We start from the raw sequence: 14,996 nt of genomic DNA on the forward strand, positions 1-14,996 counted from the left end.
GATTTTCGTGCCAATATTTACTGCGTATTTTGTAGGCATAAAATTTCTGCTTTCAGACACAGGGGCGTACTATTTTCTTAAGAGGTGATATTCATGGATAAAGAAGAATTGAAAAAGCAATTAACACCAGAAGAATATGCGGTAACACAAGAAAATGCAACGGAACGGCCCTTTACTGGGAAATACGACGATTTTTATGAACAAGGAATTTATGTGGATGTTGTTAGTGGCGAGGCCCTCTTTGCTTCGACGGATAAATACGATGCTGGCTGTGGCTGGCCTGCTTTTTCAAAACCAATTGAAAAACTAGGTGTCAAAGAAAAAGCAGATTTTTCCCACGGGATGCACCGAGTAGAAGTAAGAAGCAAAGAAGCCAACTCACATTTGGGGCATGTTTTTAGTGATGGGCCACAAGCGTTAGGAGGCCTGCGCTATTGCATTAATTCTGCGGCATTAAAATTTATCCCCAAAGCCAAAATGGAAGCTGCTGGTTACAAAGAATATTTGCCGTTGGTAAAATAGTCAGCTTTTGTCTAGTTCCAAACTATGCTACAATAAGGGGAACGTATGTACAGGAAGGACAAAATAATGTACGAGTATTTAATCGGCAAAATTACGGGGATAACCCCGGCTTATATCGTGTTAGAAAATCAAGGGATTGGCTATCAGATTGCAGTAGGAAACCCTTATCGCTTTCACGAAAATAAAGAAACAAAAGTGTACGTCCAGCAAGTTATCAGAGAAGATGCCCATAGCTTATATGGTTTTAAAACGCTAGCGGAAAAGCAACTTTTTTTACGCTTAATCAGCGTCTCAGGCATTGGTCCAAAGTCGGCTTTGGCGATTATGGCCGGTGAAGAGCATACCGGTATGATCAATGCGATTGAATCAGGGGATGTAACGTATTTAACCAAATTTCCTGGCGTGGGTAAAAAAACGGCCCAACAAATGATCTTGGATTTAAAAGGCAAATTAGGGGACTTATACGACCCACAAATGAATTTGGAACTCTTACCTCATGCAAATGGTAAGATGGCGTTAACAGAGGCAATGGAGGCTTTAGGAGCATTAGGCTATAGTGCCAAAGAAGTCAAAAAAGTTGAAAAAGCTTTGGCGAATGAAGAAATGCAAACGACAGACGAATATTTACGGGCTGCGTTAAAGCTTGTAATGAAAAAATAGAGAGGGGGGAAAACTGTGACAGAAGAGAGAATTGTCTCACCAGAAAAAGAATCTGCAGAACAATTATTAGAAAAATCATTGCGGCCACAATTTTTGTCGCAATATATTGGGCAAGATAAAGTAAAACATGAATTATCTATTTATATTGCGGCGGCAAAAAATAGAGAAGAGTCTTTAGATCACGTCTTGTTGTATGGACCACCAGGATTAGGTAAGACCACTATGGCGATGGTGATCGCCAATGAAATGGCAGTTAATATTCGGACCACTAGCGGCCCTGCGATTGAAAAACCAGGTGATCTTGTCGCAATTTTAAACGAATTAGAACCTGGCGATGTTTTATTTATCGATGAAATTCATCGCTTGCCGCGAGTAGCAGAAGAAATGCTCTACTCGGCGATGGAAGATTTTTATGTGGATATTATGGTAGGACAAGGACCAACAGCTCATCCTGTCCATTTTCCCTTGCCTCCTTTTACCTTAGTGGGGGCAACGACGCGAGCAGGAATGCTTTCGGCACCGTTGCGGGATCGTTTTGGAATTATTAGTCACTTGGAGTATTACGAAGAGACCGATTTAAAAGAAATCGTCTTGCGTTCAGCTGATATTTTTGCTACCGACATTGTGGCAACTGGTGCCCATGAAATTGCCCGGCGTTCTCGTGGCACGCCGCGAATTGCAAATCGTTTGTTAAAGCGTGTGCGCGATTTTGCCCAAGTGGAAGCAGATGGGATTATCGATGATAAAATTGCCGTCAGAGCGTTACGATTATTACAAGTAGATGAAGTAGGACTGGATTATGTCGATCAAAAACTAATCAAAACTATGATTGAGCTTTATGGTGGTGGCCCGGTTGGCTTAAGTACATTAGCGGTAAATATCGGCGAAGAAACTGAGACAGTAGAAGATATGTATGAACCTTTTTTAATTCAAAAGGGATTCTTAAAACGGACGCCGCGGGGACGAATCGCTACCAGCCTGGCTTACGAACATTTTGGTTACCCTTATGAATAATGGAGTGTGTTGGTATGGCTGTTAATCAGACAAAAGTAAAAATTGCGACAGCGTTAATCGAACTGGTGAAAACAACAGATTATAATAAAATCAGCGTGCAAACAATCGCCAGTCAAGCTGGTATTAACCGCCAGACTTTTTATTATCATTTTGCCGACAAAGATGAATTACTACGATTTATTTATTATAGTGAGGCATTAAACTTTTTAACAAGTGACGAGTTGTCTTTGGACAATTGGGAAGAACAGGTTTTACAAATGTTGCGGGCGATTCATTCACGAGGAGATTTCTATCGAAAAACCGTAGCCGATCGAAAAGAAATCCTAATTCGCGAATTTTCACAAATTGTCGGACGTCTTTTTCGTAAATTGTTTGAAGAATTTGATACAGAAAACTATTTGTCAGAATCTGATAAAGACTTTTATGGTCACTTTTTTGCCTATGGCTGTAGTGGTGTCTTGTTAGCTTGGATTGAAGCAGATTATCCAGAGTCCCCCTTAGAAATTGCGACCCAAATGTTTCGGCTGGCAAAAGACGTAGAGCTTTATTCGTATCGGTTATATCAACAAGATGATCAGTAGGAGGTAAAGACATGGCTAGTATTTTATTTGTTTGTTTAGGTAATATTTGTCGCTCGCCAATGGCAGAAGGATTATTGCGACAATATGCTAATGAAAGAGGCTGCAAAATAGAAGTCGATTCTGCTGCGACTAGTAGCTGGGAAATCGGAAATCCACCTCATCTGGGCACCCAAAAAATTTTGAAAGCAGCAGGCGTTGATGTCGCACAAATGTTTTCTCGACAATTAAAAGCTGATGACTTTTACCATTTTGATTATCTTGTGGGCATGGATAAAGAGAATATGGCCGACATTTTAGCTGTGGCACCACCGGATAAAACAGCGCAAGTGGCGTCTTTTATGTCTGTTGTAGCTGGTAAAGAAGATATTTTTATTCCAGATCCTTATTATACAGGTGATTTTAATGAAACAAAAAACCTAGTAAAAATGGGGTTAAAACCATGGTTTGAAATTTTGACTAAGGCTTAGGCAGTCAAAAAAGCTTGTCTTTTTGCGGAAATTTGATAAAATATGCTTACTTATCACAAAGGGGTGGCAGAAATGAAAGAAAAAATGAATGTCAAAAAATTCGGCAATTTCGTGGCCAACACCTCGAATGCCTTATTAAAAGGATTCTTAAGTGACAGTATGGAAGAAGAACTGCAGGCAAAAATTTCAGTGGAGATGGCAGAAACTTTAGTTTTAGCAGCTGAAAAGGAAAGTTTAGTAGTTTTACAGTTGGATATAGCCAAGAATAGTGTTAAATACGAGACCGTGTATGGTTGGATTTTAAATAAGCAGTTAAATCCTAATCATTTAGTCATTAAACCGCAAAATAATGAACAGCAAATGCGGATGATTCCTTTAGAGTCGATTCGTAAAGTCAGTATTTTAGATAAAGAAGGGCAACGCACGAGTATTACTCGCGCATAAGGGCCAAGTAAAATTAGAATAGTCTAGTCAGCTGCGCAACGTTTGTTTGCGTGGTTTTTTTATTTAAAAAAATGCGAAACTAAAAAAAGGGCCCGTCGCTAGGGAGGCGACGGGCAAGGAGTTAAAAATGAAAAAGTGTTAGTTAGGGTTGTTTGTTGGTACACTTATATACTACAAAGTATTTATGAATTTTTTGTGAATCAAAGATACAGAAGTTGGTAAATATCTTTAAAAAAGTATTAAGGAAAAAATACTGGTAACTAAAAACTAAAGTTTCAAATTATAGGCACGAAAGGTATCACCGTGTTTTAAATCACCGTATTGATAGCCGCGTTTAAACCAATCGACGCGCTGCTCAGAAGTGCCATGGGTGAAGCTATCTGGAACAACATACCCTTGAGCTTCTTGCTGTAAGGTATCGTCGCCAATTTGATTGGCAGCATGAATGGCTTCATCAATATCACCAGCTTCTAAGATAGGCTGTCCTTGGTACGTTTTATTTTCGAGATAGCGAGCAAAGCAACCGGCAAAATAATCAGCCTGCAATTCTAAAGCGACGCTGTAACGATTATATTGTTTTTCTGAGAGCTGACTGCGAAGGCGGTCCATTTCTTCAGAGGTGCCAAGTTCGTATTGAACGTGGTGTCCGACTTCATGGGCAATAACATAAGCCATGGCAAAATCACCCGTTGCGCCAAAGCGCTGGGACAATTCTGTTTGAAAACTCAAATCTAGATAGACTTTTTGATCTCCAGGACAATAAAATGGTCCAACCGCAGAAGAAGCTTGGCCGCAAGCCGAGCGCACACTGCCGCTGTATAAAACCAATGTCGGATCTTGATAATCTGGTTGGTGTTGCGCGTATTCTGTTTTTTTGAATTCTGTGTTCCAATAATCTTCCAAGTGGCCAAAAACAACGCTGGCAAATTCTTTTTGATCATCTGTACCAGTGGGCTGTTGGGCAGTAATCGGGCTATTATCAGTTCCTAAAAGTGACCCCAAATCGATATTGCCACCAGAAAAGAATAAAGAGAATAAAACGATTAAAAGTAGGCCAATCCCGCCCCCGCCGATTACACCACCGGATAAACCGCCGGAACTGCTTCTACGGTCTTCGACGTTTTTACTTTGTCGTCCGCCTTTAAAACGCATTAAATCTCCCCCTTAATTGCGCGTCTATTTATTTTTTTCGTTAAAAATCTTGCGTAGACGTTTGTATAAGATGATGTATTGTTCATCGTCTAAACCGTGTTCCCATAAAAAGACGTTTAATTCAGGGTACTGATTTTTTACTAATAAAGAAGAGCTGATAATTAAATCATATTGGTCACGTTTTTGGCTGTTGTATGTTTCAGCGTTAACAAATTGCAAGTCAGACATAAACTGATAAACGCTTTTAACAAGTAGATAATTGTGTTCTAAAGCCACACCAACTTCTACTTTATGCGCTTTTGTAGTTGTATCGTAAAGAGGCATTAAAACTTGCGTAAAGCCATTGACCAAACTGCTAATCGTCGCATTATTAACAAAGCTATTATAAGGTTCTTGTTCACTCATCTCGGTAAAGAAAGTGTGGATTTTAGCTTCCATTTCTCGAATTGGCGATTCAAAAACTTGTTTTGGTCCCAATAGTCGTTGAATAGTTGGAAACCGATATTTAATGACATAATAACCAAAGGTAATATTTAAGAGATTTCCTAGTACCATTGGTTGATCCAAAAGCGCAGGGTTGTCTGAAAATAAGTCAGCTTTGGCAAAATCTAAGAATTTTTCCACCAAGTTATAAACAGGATTTGGTTTTTCGCTGAAGTCTTTAATGGTTTGCGTTAAGGTTGGATCATCTTCTAACGTGTAAAAAGGAATAAAGTGTGCCAAGAAGAAAATAAAGCTAGACTCTGCTTTATTTTGCCGTGACGTCAATTTATTGTCTACTAAAGGATTCAAACGAGAAAAATCATAATAATCGTTATCTTTCATCAAGCAGTCGTAAGCTTTGTCATATTTTACAAAATTACCTTTTTCAATTCGCAATAAGAAAATCGCGGCAAAGTATTTTAATTCCCAACGACCTAAATAAGTACGGGAAAGTGGGAAGTACTCGCCAAAGGCATCGACAATTTTTTCAACTTTTTCTTCGGACACACTAAAAGGCCAAGTAATCCCTCTAGAACCCAACCAGATTAAATGGAATAGGGCCAAGCGTACAAGGCGTTCATCCCCCACCATGCCAGCTTCAGTGTATGTAAAGCGCAAATTAAAAGATTTCAAGAAGTTCTTTAACTTCTCAATCTTACGCGATACTGTCGAGCGACTTGAGAAGTAACGGTCACAGAAATCTTCAATCGTTGGATTTTCTTCATTCATAAAATATAAAATAAATTGAAATGGCACTGAACCTTGTAATAGATAGTAACGGTACTCGTCGATGGTGGCCGTTAAATTAAGACAATCAATTTTGCCAGCCCCGATTAAAAAGCTTTCGTGTTCAGGATGAATCTTACTAATATCTTTATCAATTTCCGTTAAGTCGATGACAGTTTGCTGGTAGTTTAAATCCATTTCTTGGGCCAGCTCTGCAATTGGGTAATTCTGTCGCCCAATAAACATCATTTTGCGGAACAGTTTAAATTTTAACAAGGTTGATGAGTCCATCATCAGCTCTTCATATACCATAAATATCCCTCCGTAATTTGACTCCTTTTCCCTCATTGTATCGTTTTTTTGTCAGACTGTCAGTTATAAGCACACGCAAAAGCGCCGGCTTTTAAAAAGAAGCCAGGCGCTTTTGTTTGTTTATTTTATATTTTGTTTTTAAGAAAATTTACTGCGAATTTTCAACTGGTGCTTTTTTGATGACGGTCCAAATTAAACCTACACCAAAGCCGATGACAGCAGGTAAAATCCAGCCCATTCCCAGTTTGAAAAAGGGAAGGTAATCTGTCGCAAAGTGTAAGAGACTTTGAACCGGAGCTAAATTTTTCAAGAAGGCAGGGGCAGCGTTCAAACCGTCAATGATTGCAGCAAACAAAGTGAAATACGTGGTCAGTCGATACACGCTAGCTCTTTGTTTAAACAAAGGTCCAAGTAAAGCTAATAAAATTAAAGTGATGGCTAACGGATACGTGAACATCAACACCGGTGTTGAAAACTCAATGATCTTCGTTAGTCCAACATTGGCAAATAAGCAGGCTAAAAAACTAGCACCAGTAACAAAAGTTGTATATTTTTGTTGGGGAAATAATGCGACGAATGTTTCCGAAAAAGCCGTAATTAACCCGATTGCAGTTTTTAAACAAGCGATGATAACGATAAAGGCTAGTAAAATACTTCCACCGGTACCAAGATAGTGGCGGGCAATCTCTGCTAAGGCAATGCCCCCATTTTCAGAGATGGCAAATTTACCTAAACTCATGGTTCCCATTAAAGCCAGTAAAGTGTAAATAATACCCATTAAAAGAATGCTGACAAAACCCGATTTAACCGTATCGATGGCAATCGTGCTGGGTTTTTTAACGCCCATATCTTTTAAGGTCGTCACAATAATAATCCCAAAAGCAAGGGAAGCTAAAGCATCTAAGGTGTTGTAGCCTTCAGTAAAGCCTGTTAAAAAGGCGTGATTGGTGTAGTCTGCTTGAATAGGCGTAGCCTGAATACCACCGATAGGGTTTAAAAAGGCTAATAAAATTAAAATTCCTAATAGTAATAAAAACAACGGATTTAAAAATTTACCGACATAATTTAATAATTTTGTTGGCTTGCGGGATAATGCCCAGGCAGCTACAAAAAATAAAATACTAAAGCCTGCTAATGCTAGTGTAGTTTGCTCCTTAGCCAAAAAAGGCGCTAAGCCAATTTCAAAAGAGGTTGTTGCTAACCGAGGTAAAGCAAAAAATGGTCCGATAACTAAGTATAATAAAATAGTAAAAATTTTGGCATAGGTCTTATTGACACGACAAGCTAAATCATAAAGTCCGCTGCTGCGGGATAAACCGATAGCTAAAACACCTAAAAAAGGTAAGCCAATACCAGTAACCAAAAAACCTAAATTCGCGCGAAAGACGTTAGCACCGGCTAGCTGTCCCATGTGCACTGGGAAAATTAAATTTCCCGCTCCAAAAAATAAACCAAATAACATTGAACCGACAAACAAATAATCTTTAAATTGCAGTTTCTTTTCCATTTTCCCACCTCTAAAATTGAGTTTTCTAAAAATAATTGCAAAAGGCTTCGATAAATAAGTCATTTGCTCTTGTGAAAAGATTCTTTAAATGACAAATGTACCGTTTTATAAGTGTTACAAAAATAACAGAAAAGGTCTTGATTTTCAAGAGTTTTCTGAAAGTTTGAATAAAAACGCGCTAAAGCAGGGGATAAAAGGATTACTTGTGCCCATAATCTTTAGGTATGCTAAAATAAGGCGAGGTGAATATTGTGACAAAAGGACGTTTAACGGCTTTTACTGACGGTGTTGTAGCAATCGTCATTACCATTTTAGTATTGGAAATTCGTTTTCCCCAAGCGCCAACTTTAGCATCACTTTTAGCCATGCGGGATGTGTTAACTGCGTATACCATCAGTTTTATTTTTGTCGCGGTTATTTGGGTGACACATCATCGGGTGATGAAGATGACAGAAAAAGTCGATGACCGGGTCATTTGGGCCAATATTTTTTGGCTTTTTTGGTTAACTTTGTGTCCAGCTGTCACGCAGTGGGTGGGAAGTAATCCGGGGATGTTCTGGCCAGCGTTAGCTTATGTGGTGGTGTACACCATGTGGAGCTTTTCATTTGGTATTTTAACAAAGCAAATTTTAAAAGCGAATGATGACAACACCCGGGGAACACAGTTGTTGCGCAATGATCGTCGTAGCAGTTTTTCAATGGTGATTAATCTATTATTAGTGGCAGCCGTTTTTTGGCATCCTACGATTGGGTTGTTTGGTCGTTTTATTGTTTCTGCCATTTGGATTCCTTCTTACGAAACAGCCGCCAAAATTCAAGCAGGATTGCATCTATAAATTTGCAGGGGAATTTTATCCTTTCTGATATAGATAAAAAGCGTTGGTAGTGAAGGGGAATCCTTCATTACCAACGCTTTTTGCAGGTAACAAATAATTGTAACAAAAGGCCCTCATTTTATTTTCGCTCGAATTTAAAATGATAAATGAGCCACAAGATAACAAACCAAACTGGCGTTACCAAGGCTGCAATACGCGTCTCTTTTGATAAAAGTAAAACGACGGCAACAAATAATAAAAAGGCAAAAATTAAGACATTGCTATAAGGGTAAAGGGGCATTTTGAAGTCGTGACTTTTCTTTCCCAGCATACTTTTGCGATATTTCATATGGGTGTAAACCAAGATACCCCAAATAAACAAAAAACAAGTCGTCGCAACACTTGTTACGATGGTGAATACCTCACTGGGCATAAAGTAATTTAAAATGACGGCAATAAAAATGACTAATGCCGAAAAGAAGATGGCATTACCTGGAACTTGATGTTTGGTTAATTTTTCAAAGGGCTTTGGCGCACTGCCTTCTTGAGCTAAAGAGCGTAACATACGGCCGGTACTGTAAATCGCGCTGTTACAAGCAGATGCGGCGGCTGATAAAACGACTACATTAATGACAGTAGCAGCAGCAGTAATACCAATGTCAGAGAAGACTTCAACAAATGGACTTTCACTGGAATTTAAACTATTCCAAGGGTAAATTGCCATAATGACAAACAATGCTCCTAAATAAAATAGAATAATTCGAATAGGGATGTTGTTAATTGCTTCTGGTAAAACTTTTTTCGGATTTTTGGTTTCGCCAGCAACAAGTCCAACCAACTCAATTCCGGCAAAAGCGAAAGTTACCATTTGAAAAGAGAGAATAAAGCCAGAGGCACCTTTTGGAAACCAGCCACCGTGATTCCAGACATTGCTGATTTTAACTGTCCCTGCAGCGGTTTTGTAATGGGTGACAATCATATAGGCGCCTACAATTATTAAAGCAATAATGGCCACCACCTTGATTAAAGCAAACCAAAACTCCAATTCGCCAAATAAAGACACAGCAATCATGTTTAAGGCAACTAGTAAAACTAAGGCAATAATTTCAGGCAGCCACTGGGGGACTTGCGGAAACCAATACCTCACGTAAAGTCCAGTGGCAGTTAAGTCGGCCATGGCAATTGAAATCCAACAAAACCAATAGGTCCAACCGGTTAAAAATGCCCATTTTTTGCCTAAATATTCCGCAACAAAATCTAAAAAAGAGTGTTTGTCCGTATTTGATAAAAGTAACTCGCCTAAAGAGCGCATAATCAAAAAGCAAACGCAGCCGGTAATTAAATAGGCAAATAAAATGGAAGGTCCAGCTAATTGGATCGATTTGCCGGCACCTAAGAAAAGTCCCGTTCCAATCGCGCCTCCGATTGAAATTAATTGGACATGGCGATTTTTTAAACTACGATTTAATTCTTGTGGTTCCATAAATCATTCATCCTTTGTAGGTGAGCACTACACTCACACAAATTTTTAAAAGTTTGAAAAGCATTGGCTCCATTTTAGGATAATTTTCTGAAAATTTCAATGATGGATTTTTAAACCGTTAGATAAAAAGTCTTCGTAAGCCTAATTTGCTTAGTTTCACAGCGCGTTAGTTCGTAAATTTAGCCCCATAATCTTACCATAAGTGATTTATTTAGAAAAAATCTATCGAAAAAAAACACCGGGTAGGTTTTAGAAGATTTATTATCTTCTAAAATCTATCCGGTGTAACAATTATGCGTCTTTGTCTAAAACGCGGTGTAGGAATTTTTTGGTGCGTTCTTCTTTTGGATTTGCAAAGATATCTTCTGGTGAACCTTGTTCAGCGATAACACCTTTATCCATGAAGATTACGCGATCAGAGACATCACGGGCAAAATCCATTTCGTGGGTTACGACTACCATGGTTAGACCAGTATGGGCTAAAGCTTTCATGGTTTTTAAAACTTCTCCTACCATTTCAGGATCTAGCGCAGAAGTTGGTTCGTCAAAAAGCATCACATCTGGATCCATTGATAACGCACGCGCAATGGCTACCCGTTGTTTTTGACCACCGGATAATTGAGCAGGCTTGGCATCAACGTAGCGATCCATACCAACTTTTTCTAAGTTTTCTAAAGCAATCTTTTTTGCTTCAGCGCGGTTTCGTTTTAAAACTGTGGTTTGACCAGTGACACAATTTTCCAAAACATTCATATTGTTGAACAGATTAAAGGATTGGAAAACCATGCCTAAATGCGTCCGATACTTTGTCAGGCTATAACCTGGGGATAAAACATTTTCCCCTTTATAATAAATTTCACCACTAGTAGGTTTTTCTAGTAAGTTAATGCAGCGTAATAAAGTTGATTTACCAGAACCAGAGGAACCGATAATTGAAACAACTTCACCTTTAGCTACAGAAAAATCGATATCTTTTAAAACTTCATTTTCACCAAAGCTTTTTTTCAAATGCTGAATGTTAATAATTTGTTCTGCCATGTTCTTTCCTCCTAAGCCTGTGCCTATTGTTCTTCTGCTTCTAAATCAGCTTCATCTGCTTTGATATAAGATTGGGGACCATCCATCCGTTTTTCCACAAAACGTAAAATGCGGGAGATGCTGTAGGTCATAATCAAATACATAATGCCGACAATTGTAAAGACTGGGAAGAACTTGTAGTTGGTTCCGGCAGCAGATGTTCCTTGGAAGAACAAGTCCGCAACAGAGATAACACTTAGTACAGCTGTATCTTTAATATTAATGACAAATTCATTACCTGTCGCTGGCAAAATATTGCGGATTACTTGAGGCAAGACAACTTTTGTCATGGTTTGTCCGTGAGTCATCCCAATAGCTTGAGCGGCTTCAAATTGACCAGGGTCAACGGCAAAAATACCACCACGAACGATCTCAGACATATAAGCTCCGGTATTAACCGAAACAATGATAAAAGCAGCTAAGGTTCGATTCAAATCGATTTGGAAAACTTGTGCGAGTCCATAATAGATGACCATCGCTTGAACCATCATTGGTGTACCCCGGAAAACTTCAATGTAAACAGAAAGTAGCCAATTAAAAAATCTTTGGAAGATGAAAACAGCTTTGTTTTCTGCTTCTGGTAATGAGCGAACAACGCCGATTAATAAACCAAGGCTCGTTCCTAAAATCGTGCTGACAATGGCAATCAATAAAGTTAAGCCCGCCCCACGTAAAAATAGTCCGCCGTATTGGCCCCAAATGGTTTTAATATCGTGTAAAAAGCCAGACTTTGCTTCATTTTCTTCTGTCGCAGCAGGCTGCTCTTTAATGGCAGCATCCATCAATTTTGTGCGTTCATCTTCAGAAATACCCGCTAAAATTTCATTAACCTTTGCGACATCAGGATCACCTTTACGCATTCCGACAGCGACTTGGACATCTTCTGGATTGGTTTTAAAGCCTTTATCTTTGGCAAATTCTACCATAGCATAACTTTTATCAACGGATGTTGCAGTCACGCCTTCTGGTCGTTCTGAGACATAACCGTCAATCACACCAGAAGATAATGCCGCCCGCATTGCAGAAAAATTCTTTTGCGCTTGTTCTTTTTTTACATCGGGAATTTGGTCAATTACGGTATAGTGAAAGGTATTTAATTGTGCAGTGATTTTAGCGCCTTTAAAATCAGCTAAGTCTTTCGCTTTTGCGTATTTACTATCTTTTCGTGTGACAATAACGAGATGTGATTCATAGTAAGGATTGGTAAAGTCGATTTCTTTTTTACGTTCGGCAGTAGGTGACATGCCGGCAATAACAGCATCAATTTTTCCAGATTGCAATGCGACAGGTAGGCCATCCCAATCGGTTTTAACGATGACTAATTTTTTGCCTAACCCCTCGGCAACTTTTTTGGCAATCTGAACATCGTAGCCACCTGCCCAAGCTGAGCTTTCTCCTTGAATTGGGACAGCGCCGTGGGCATCAGTGGTTTGCGTCCAGTTAAATGGCGCATAGCCAGCTTCCATGCCTACCCGTAAAGTGTCAGCTGGTGTTTTGCTGTCAGCTAAGGCCGGTGTCGCAGCAAAGGCGACGGTGAAAAAACTTAAAATAATGGTAAGTAGTGCGGTAACTGAGATTTTTTTGTTCATGTTCTGCTCCTTAAAAAGTATTTGACAATACCAACGAATGAAGTGGGGCCACTTAAGACTTAAGAGAGATGGGGGAAGTTGTAGCCAGCGAAAACAAAAACAGCCGAAATCTGTTCGTATGAAAAGAAATCGGCTGTTGACAAAGAGCATAATTCGTCGACAAACCTCTCACAAAACATAGCGCAACTTAGCCAAAAGCTAAGACAGTCCGCCGGGTATTTCCCGCGCGTCCCAACAAATCGGTGAGCAAACACGCGACTCATTTCGGCATCATACCCTAGGCCTGCTTCTTAATATTTGCTTACTCGACAGGATTAATGAATGATGCGACCTCTACCTCGGTGACGGAGGTATCTCGTATTCAGTTGATAGTACAAGAGAATTTTACGTCAATTTAATAAAGCTGTCAAACTTTTTTACATTAAAATGAAATATTATGCAGTATTTTCAGTTAAATGAAGGTTCTTTAATTTTCACTTGAAATACTGTTGTATTAGTAATTTATCTAGGATTTGCTTAAGTTTATATAAGGAGATGTTAGTTTTTACCAATGTTTTTTTTAGTTTTGTTTCAGCAAAGATTCATGAAAATATATGTATAAAATATACGGAGAATACAAAAAAATACTGCGTTAAGAAAATACCTGAAAAAAGGAGAACCCATTGTTTTCTTGTATTTTAAAAGCAGTATTTTTCTTTATTAAATTAAGCGATACTTTCTTTTGGTTCGCGACCCAAAATAGCTTGGACAACGGTTAAGACAAGTAATACGCCGATGATAATATAAATCAAGCTTGAGTATTGTGTAATTCCCCAACCCCAGGTGCGATAAATTGCCAAGACGATTGCTTGTACGATGGCAGCAAGAACGTTAAAGAAAGCAAATGCCCATAAATTGCCGTTTTCTTTGCGGGCCAAATAAAAAATAGAAAAGAAAATGCTTAACGCAGCCCATGCAACACAAACTAGGATTACGCCCCAATAAATAATGAATGGTACCAATGGTTTCACCTCGCTTTTACATAAACGTAACTTACTTGTTACGTTTTTCCCAATGTATTGTATCACGTTTACAAGACGCTGTCATGAATTGAATTCATTTTCATTTATCCTGCCGATTTTAGTAGAGAAAATAAAGTGTTGGTAAAGACATTAATTGACGATTAATAGAGTTTAGGCTACTTTTAAAAAGACAAGTTTATTAGATTGGGAGTGGATAGTATGTGGTTTGTAGCAGCACTAGTAACAATTTTAGCTTGGGGGACAGCAGATCTTTTTTATAAGAAAGGCAATGACCCCAACGATAGCCACAGTGCGATGAAAACCACAATTATGGTGGGCTTAGTTATGGGACTACACGTTTTGTTTTATTATGTCATTTACGAAGGTATCAGTTATGATTGGCATAATTTAGTGCTGTATTTGCCAGTATCGGCGATGTATATCTTGTCAATGGCGATTGGTTATTTTGGCTTACGTTATATCGAAGTTTCCATTTCCTCGCCAATCAGCAATTCTTCGGGGGCTGTAACTGCAGTATTAGGCTTTTTAGTTATGGGCAACAGCGTCAGCTGGTTACAGTTGGTCGCCATTTTGATGATTTTAATTGGTATTTTACTGCTATCGATTTTTGAAAAAGAGCAAGATGATGCTACTCTTAAGGCAGAAGGTGTCAAAATTGATAAAAAATATCGCTTTGGTGCCATCGCAATTTTATTTCCCATTTTGTATATGATTATTGATGGAATGGGGACATTTTTAGATAGCTATTATTTAGAGTATCGCAAACTAATGCCTGAAGATCAGGCTAATATGAGTTATGAATTAACCTTTTTGATTGTGGCTTTAATTTTATGGGCATACTTAGAATGGGTGAAAAAAGAGCCCGTCTTTGTTTTTAATGAAAAAGACAAAGGTCTTGCGGCAATTTTTGAAACATTAGGGCAATTTTTCTACGTTGGGGCTGTTTCTACCAAAGAAGCAATTATTGTAGCGCCCTTAATTTCAGCTTATGCGATTGTATCGGTCATTTTAGGGCGTATCTTTTTAAAAGAAAAATTGAAAGCCAAACATTATTTTGTCATTGGTGCGATTATGATTGGAATTATGATTTTAGGCTTTTATGATGCGTAATGGGGAAAAGTAATTCAGTAGATAAAAGGCTA

The 14,996-nt window shown here is 38.7% G+C and carries 15 protein-coding genes and 1 riboswitch; of the genes, 8 read left to right on the forward strand and 7 right to left on the reverse strand.

The genetic code is table 11. The features are described from left to right. Window positions 1-93 precede the first annotated feature (93 nt). The 6 genes from msrB (at window position 94) to P3T75_RS01910 (ending at window position 3,688) form a co-directional block, all read left to right on the forward strand. A complete protein-coding gene (gene msrB / locus P3T75_RS01885) occupies window positions 94-522 on the forward strand; it encodes a peptide-methionine (R)-S-oxide reductase MsrB (RefSeq protein WP_282462066.1) in 429 nt (142 codons plus the stop codon). A gap of 66 nt (window positions 523-588) precedes the next feature. After that, window positions 589-1,182 carry a Holliday junction branch migration protein RuvA gene (ruvA, locus tag P3T75_RS01890; RefSeq protein ID WP_206903510.1) on the forward strand — a complete coding sequence of 198 codons (594 nt, stop codon included), beginning with the start codon at window positions 589-591 and terminating at the stop codon, window positions 1,180-1,182. Window positions 1,183-1,197: 15 nt separating this feature from the next. Further along, complete coding sequence (gene ruvB / locus P3T75_RS01895) at window positions 1,198-2,196, forward strand: Holliday junction branch migration DNA helicase RuvB (protein ID WP_282462067.1); 999 nt, start codon at window positions 1,198-1,200, stop codon at window positions 2,194-2,196. A 14-nt stretch (window positions 2,197-2,210) separates the two neighbouring features. Then, a complete protein-coding gene (locus P3T75_RS01900; protein WP_206903512.1) occupies window positions 2,211-2,777 on the forward strand; it encodes a TetR/AcrR family transcriptional regulator in 567 nt (188 codons plus the stop codon). Window positions 2,778-2,788: 11 nt separating this feature from the next. Next, window positions 2,789-3,244 (forward strand): low molecular weight protein-tyrosine-phosphatase, encoded by a 456-nt coding sequence (locus P3T75_RS01905; RefSeq protein WP_282462068.1) that lies wholly within the window; start codon window positions 2,789-2,791, stop codon window positions 3,242-3,244. Between the two features lie 72 nt (window positions 3,245-3,316). After that, window positions 3,317-3,688, forward strand: coding sequence for a hypothetical protein (locus tag P3T75_RS01910; protein ID WP_206903514.1), 372 nt, complete (start codon window positions 3,317-3,319; stop codon window positions 3,686-3,688). Window positions 3,689-3,955: 267 nt separating this feature from the next. On the opposite strand, the gene ypfJ is transcribed toward P3T75_RS01910, so the two are convergent. From ypfJ to brnQ, 3 genes are all read right to left on the reverse strand, one after another. After that, on the reverse strand, window positions 3,956-4,840 hold the full coding sequence (gene ypfJ, locus P3T75_RS01915; RefSeq protein WP_206903515.1) for a KPN_02809 family neutral zinc metallopeptidase: 885 nt from the start codon (window positions 4,838-4,840) through the stop codon (window positions 3,956-3,958). Between the two features lie 24 nt (window positions 4,841-4,864). Next, window positions 4,865-6,361: a helix-turn-helix domain-containing protein gene (locus tag P3T75_RS01920; RefSeq protein ID WP_282462069.1), complete on the reverse strand. Its 1,497-nt coding sequence runs from the start codon at window positions 6,359-6,361 to the stop codon at window positions 4,865-4,867. Window positions 6,362-6,509: 148 nt separating this feature from the next. Next, window positions 6,510-7,868, reverse strand: a complete 1,359-nt coding sequence (gene brnQ, locus P3T75_RS01925) for a branched-chain amino acid transport system II carrier protein (RefSeq protein ID WP_206903517.1) — start codon at window positions 7,866-7,868, stop codon at window positions 6,510-6,512. A gap of 251 nt (window positions 7,869-8,119) precedes the next feature. Here brnQ and P3T75_RS01930 point away from each other — a divergent pair, with 251 nt between their 5' ends. Continuing rightward, the gene (locus tag P3T75_RS01930) at window positions 8,120-8,704 is read left to right on the forward strand and encodes a TMEM175 family protein (protein ID WP_206903518.1); all 585 of its coding nucleotides are present in this window, start codon (window positions 8,120-8,122) and stop codon (window positions 8,702-8,704) included. A 118-nt stretch (window positions 8,705-8,822) separates the two neighbouring features. Here P3T75_RS01930 and P3T75_RS01935 read toward each other — a convergent pair whose 3' ends face one another. The 4 genes from P3T75_RS01935 to P3T75_RS01950 all read right to left on the reverse strand — a co-directional run bounded on the left by P3T75_RS01935 (window position 8,823) and on the right by P3T75_RS01950 (window position 13,833). Next, complete coding sequence (locus P3T75_RS01935; protein WP_230711223.1) at window positions 8,823-10,166, reverse strand: amino acid permease; 1,344 nt, start codon at window positions 10,164-10,166, stop codon at window positions 8,823-8,825. Between the two features lie 291 nt (window positions 10,167-10,457). Beyond that, the gene (locus tag P3T75_RS01940; RefSeq protein ID WP_230711224.1) at window positions 10,458-11,204 is read right to left on the reverse strand and encodes an amino acid ABC transporter ATP-binding protein; all 747 of its coding nucleotides are present in this window, start codon (window positions 11,202-11,204) and stop codon (window positions 10,458-10,460) included. A gap of 23 nt (window positions 11,205-11,227) precedes the next feature. Then, window positions 11,228-12,832 (reverse strand): ABC transporter permease subunit, encoded by a 1,605-nt coding sequence (locus P3T75_RS01945; protein ID WP_282462070.1) that lies wholly within the window; start codon window positions 12,830-12,832, stop codon window positions 11,228-11,230. Between the two features lie 170 nt (window positions 12,833-13,002). Beyond that, window positions 13,003-13,176, reverse strand: a riboswitch (Lysine riboswitch). Between the two features lie 360 nt (window positions 13,177-13,536). Continuing rightward, complete coding sequence (locus tag P3T75_RS01950; RefSeq protein ID WP_206903655.1) at window positions 13,537-13,833, reverse strand: hypothetical protein; 297 nt, start codon at window positions 13,831-13,833, stop codon at window positions 13,537-13,539. Window positions 13,834-14,052: 219 nt separating this feature from the next. On the opposite strand from P3T75_RS01950, the gene P3T75_RS01955 reads away from it, so the two are divergent. After that, a complete protein-coding gene (locus tag P3T75_RS01955; RefSeq protein ID WP_206903522.1) occupies window positions 14,053-14,964 on the forward strand; it encodes an EamA family transporter in 912 nt (303 codons plus the stop codon). Window positions 14,965-14,996: the final 32 nt, after the last annotated feature.

The sequence above is a fragment of the Enterococcus montenegrensis genome (assembly GCF_029983095.1).
In the GTDB taxonomy this organism is placed as follows: domain Bacteria; phylum Bacillota; class Bacilli; order Lactobacillales; family Enterococcaceae; genus Enterococcus_C; species Enterococcus_C montenegrensis.

Coding starts and splice junctions, on each gene's coding strand:
- msrB (WP_282462066.1), top strand. CDS start 94: ATGGATAAAGAAGAATTGAAAAAGCAATTAACACCAGAAGAATATGCG.
- ruvA (WP_206903510.1), top strand. CDS start 589: ATGTACGAGTATTTAATCGGCAAAATTACGGGGATAACCCCGGCTTAT.
- P3T75_RS01900 (WP_206903512.1), top strand. CDS start 2,211: ATGGCTGTTAATCAGACAAAAGTAAAAATTGCGACAGCGTTAATCGAA.
- P3T75_RS01905 (WP_282462068.1), top strand. CDS start 2,789: ATGGCTAGTATTTTATTTGTTTGTTTAGGTAATATTTGTCGCTCGCCA.
- P3T75_RS01910 (WP_206903514.1), top strand. CDS start 3,317: ATGAAAGAAAAAATGAATGTCAAAAAATTCGGCAATTTCGTGGCCAAC.
- ypfJ (WP_206903515.1), bottom strand. CDS start 4,840: ATGCGTTTTAAAGGCGGACGACAAAGTAAAAACGTCGAAGACCGTAGA.
- P3T75_RS01920 (WP_282462069.1), bottom strand. CDS start 6,361: ATGGTATATGAAGAGCTGATGATGGACTCATCAACCTTGTTAAAATTT.
- brnQ (WP_206903517.1), bottom strand. CDS start 7,868: ATGGAAAAGAAACTGCAATTTAAAGATTATTTGTTTGTCGGTTCAATG.
- P3T75_RS01935 (WP_230711223.1), bottom strand. CDS start 10,166: ATGGAACCACAAGAATTAAATCGTAGTTTAAAAAATCGCCATGTCCAA.
- P3T75_RS01940 (WP_230711224.1), bottom strand. CDS start 11,204: ATGGCAGAACAAATTATTAACATTCAGCATTTGAAAAAAAGCTTTGGT.
- P3T75_RS01945 (WP_282462070.1), bottom strand. CDS start 12,832: ATGAACAAAAAAATCTCAGTTACCGCACTACTTACCATTATTTTAAGT.
- P3T75_RS01955 (WP_206903522.1), top strand. CDS start 14,053: ATGTGGTTTGTAGCAGCACTAGTAACAATTTTAGCTTGGGGGACAGCA.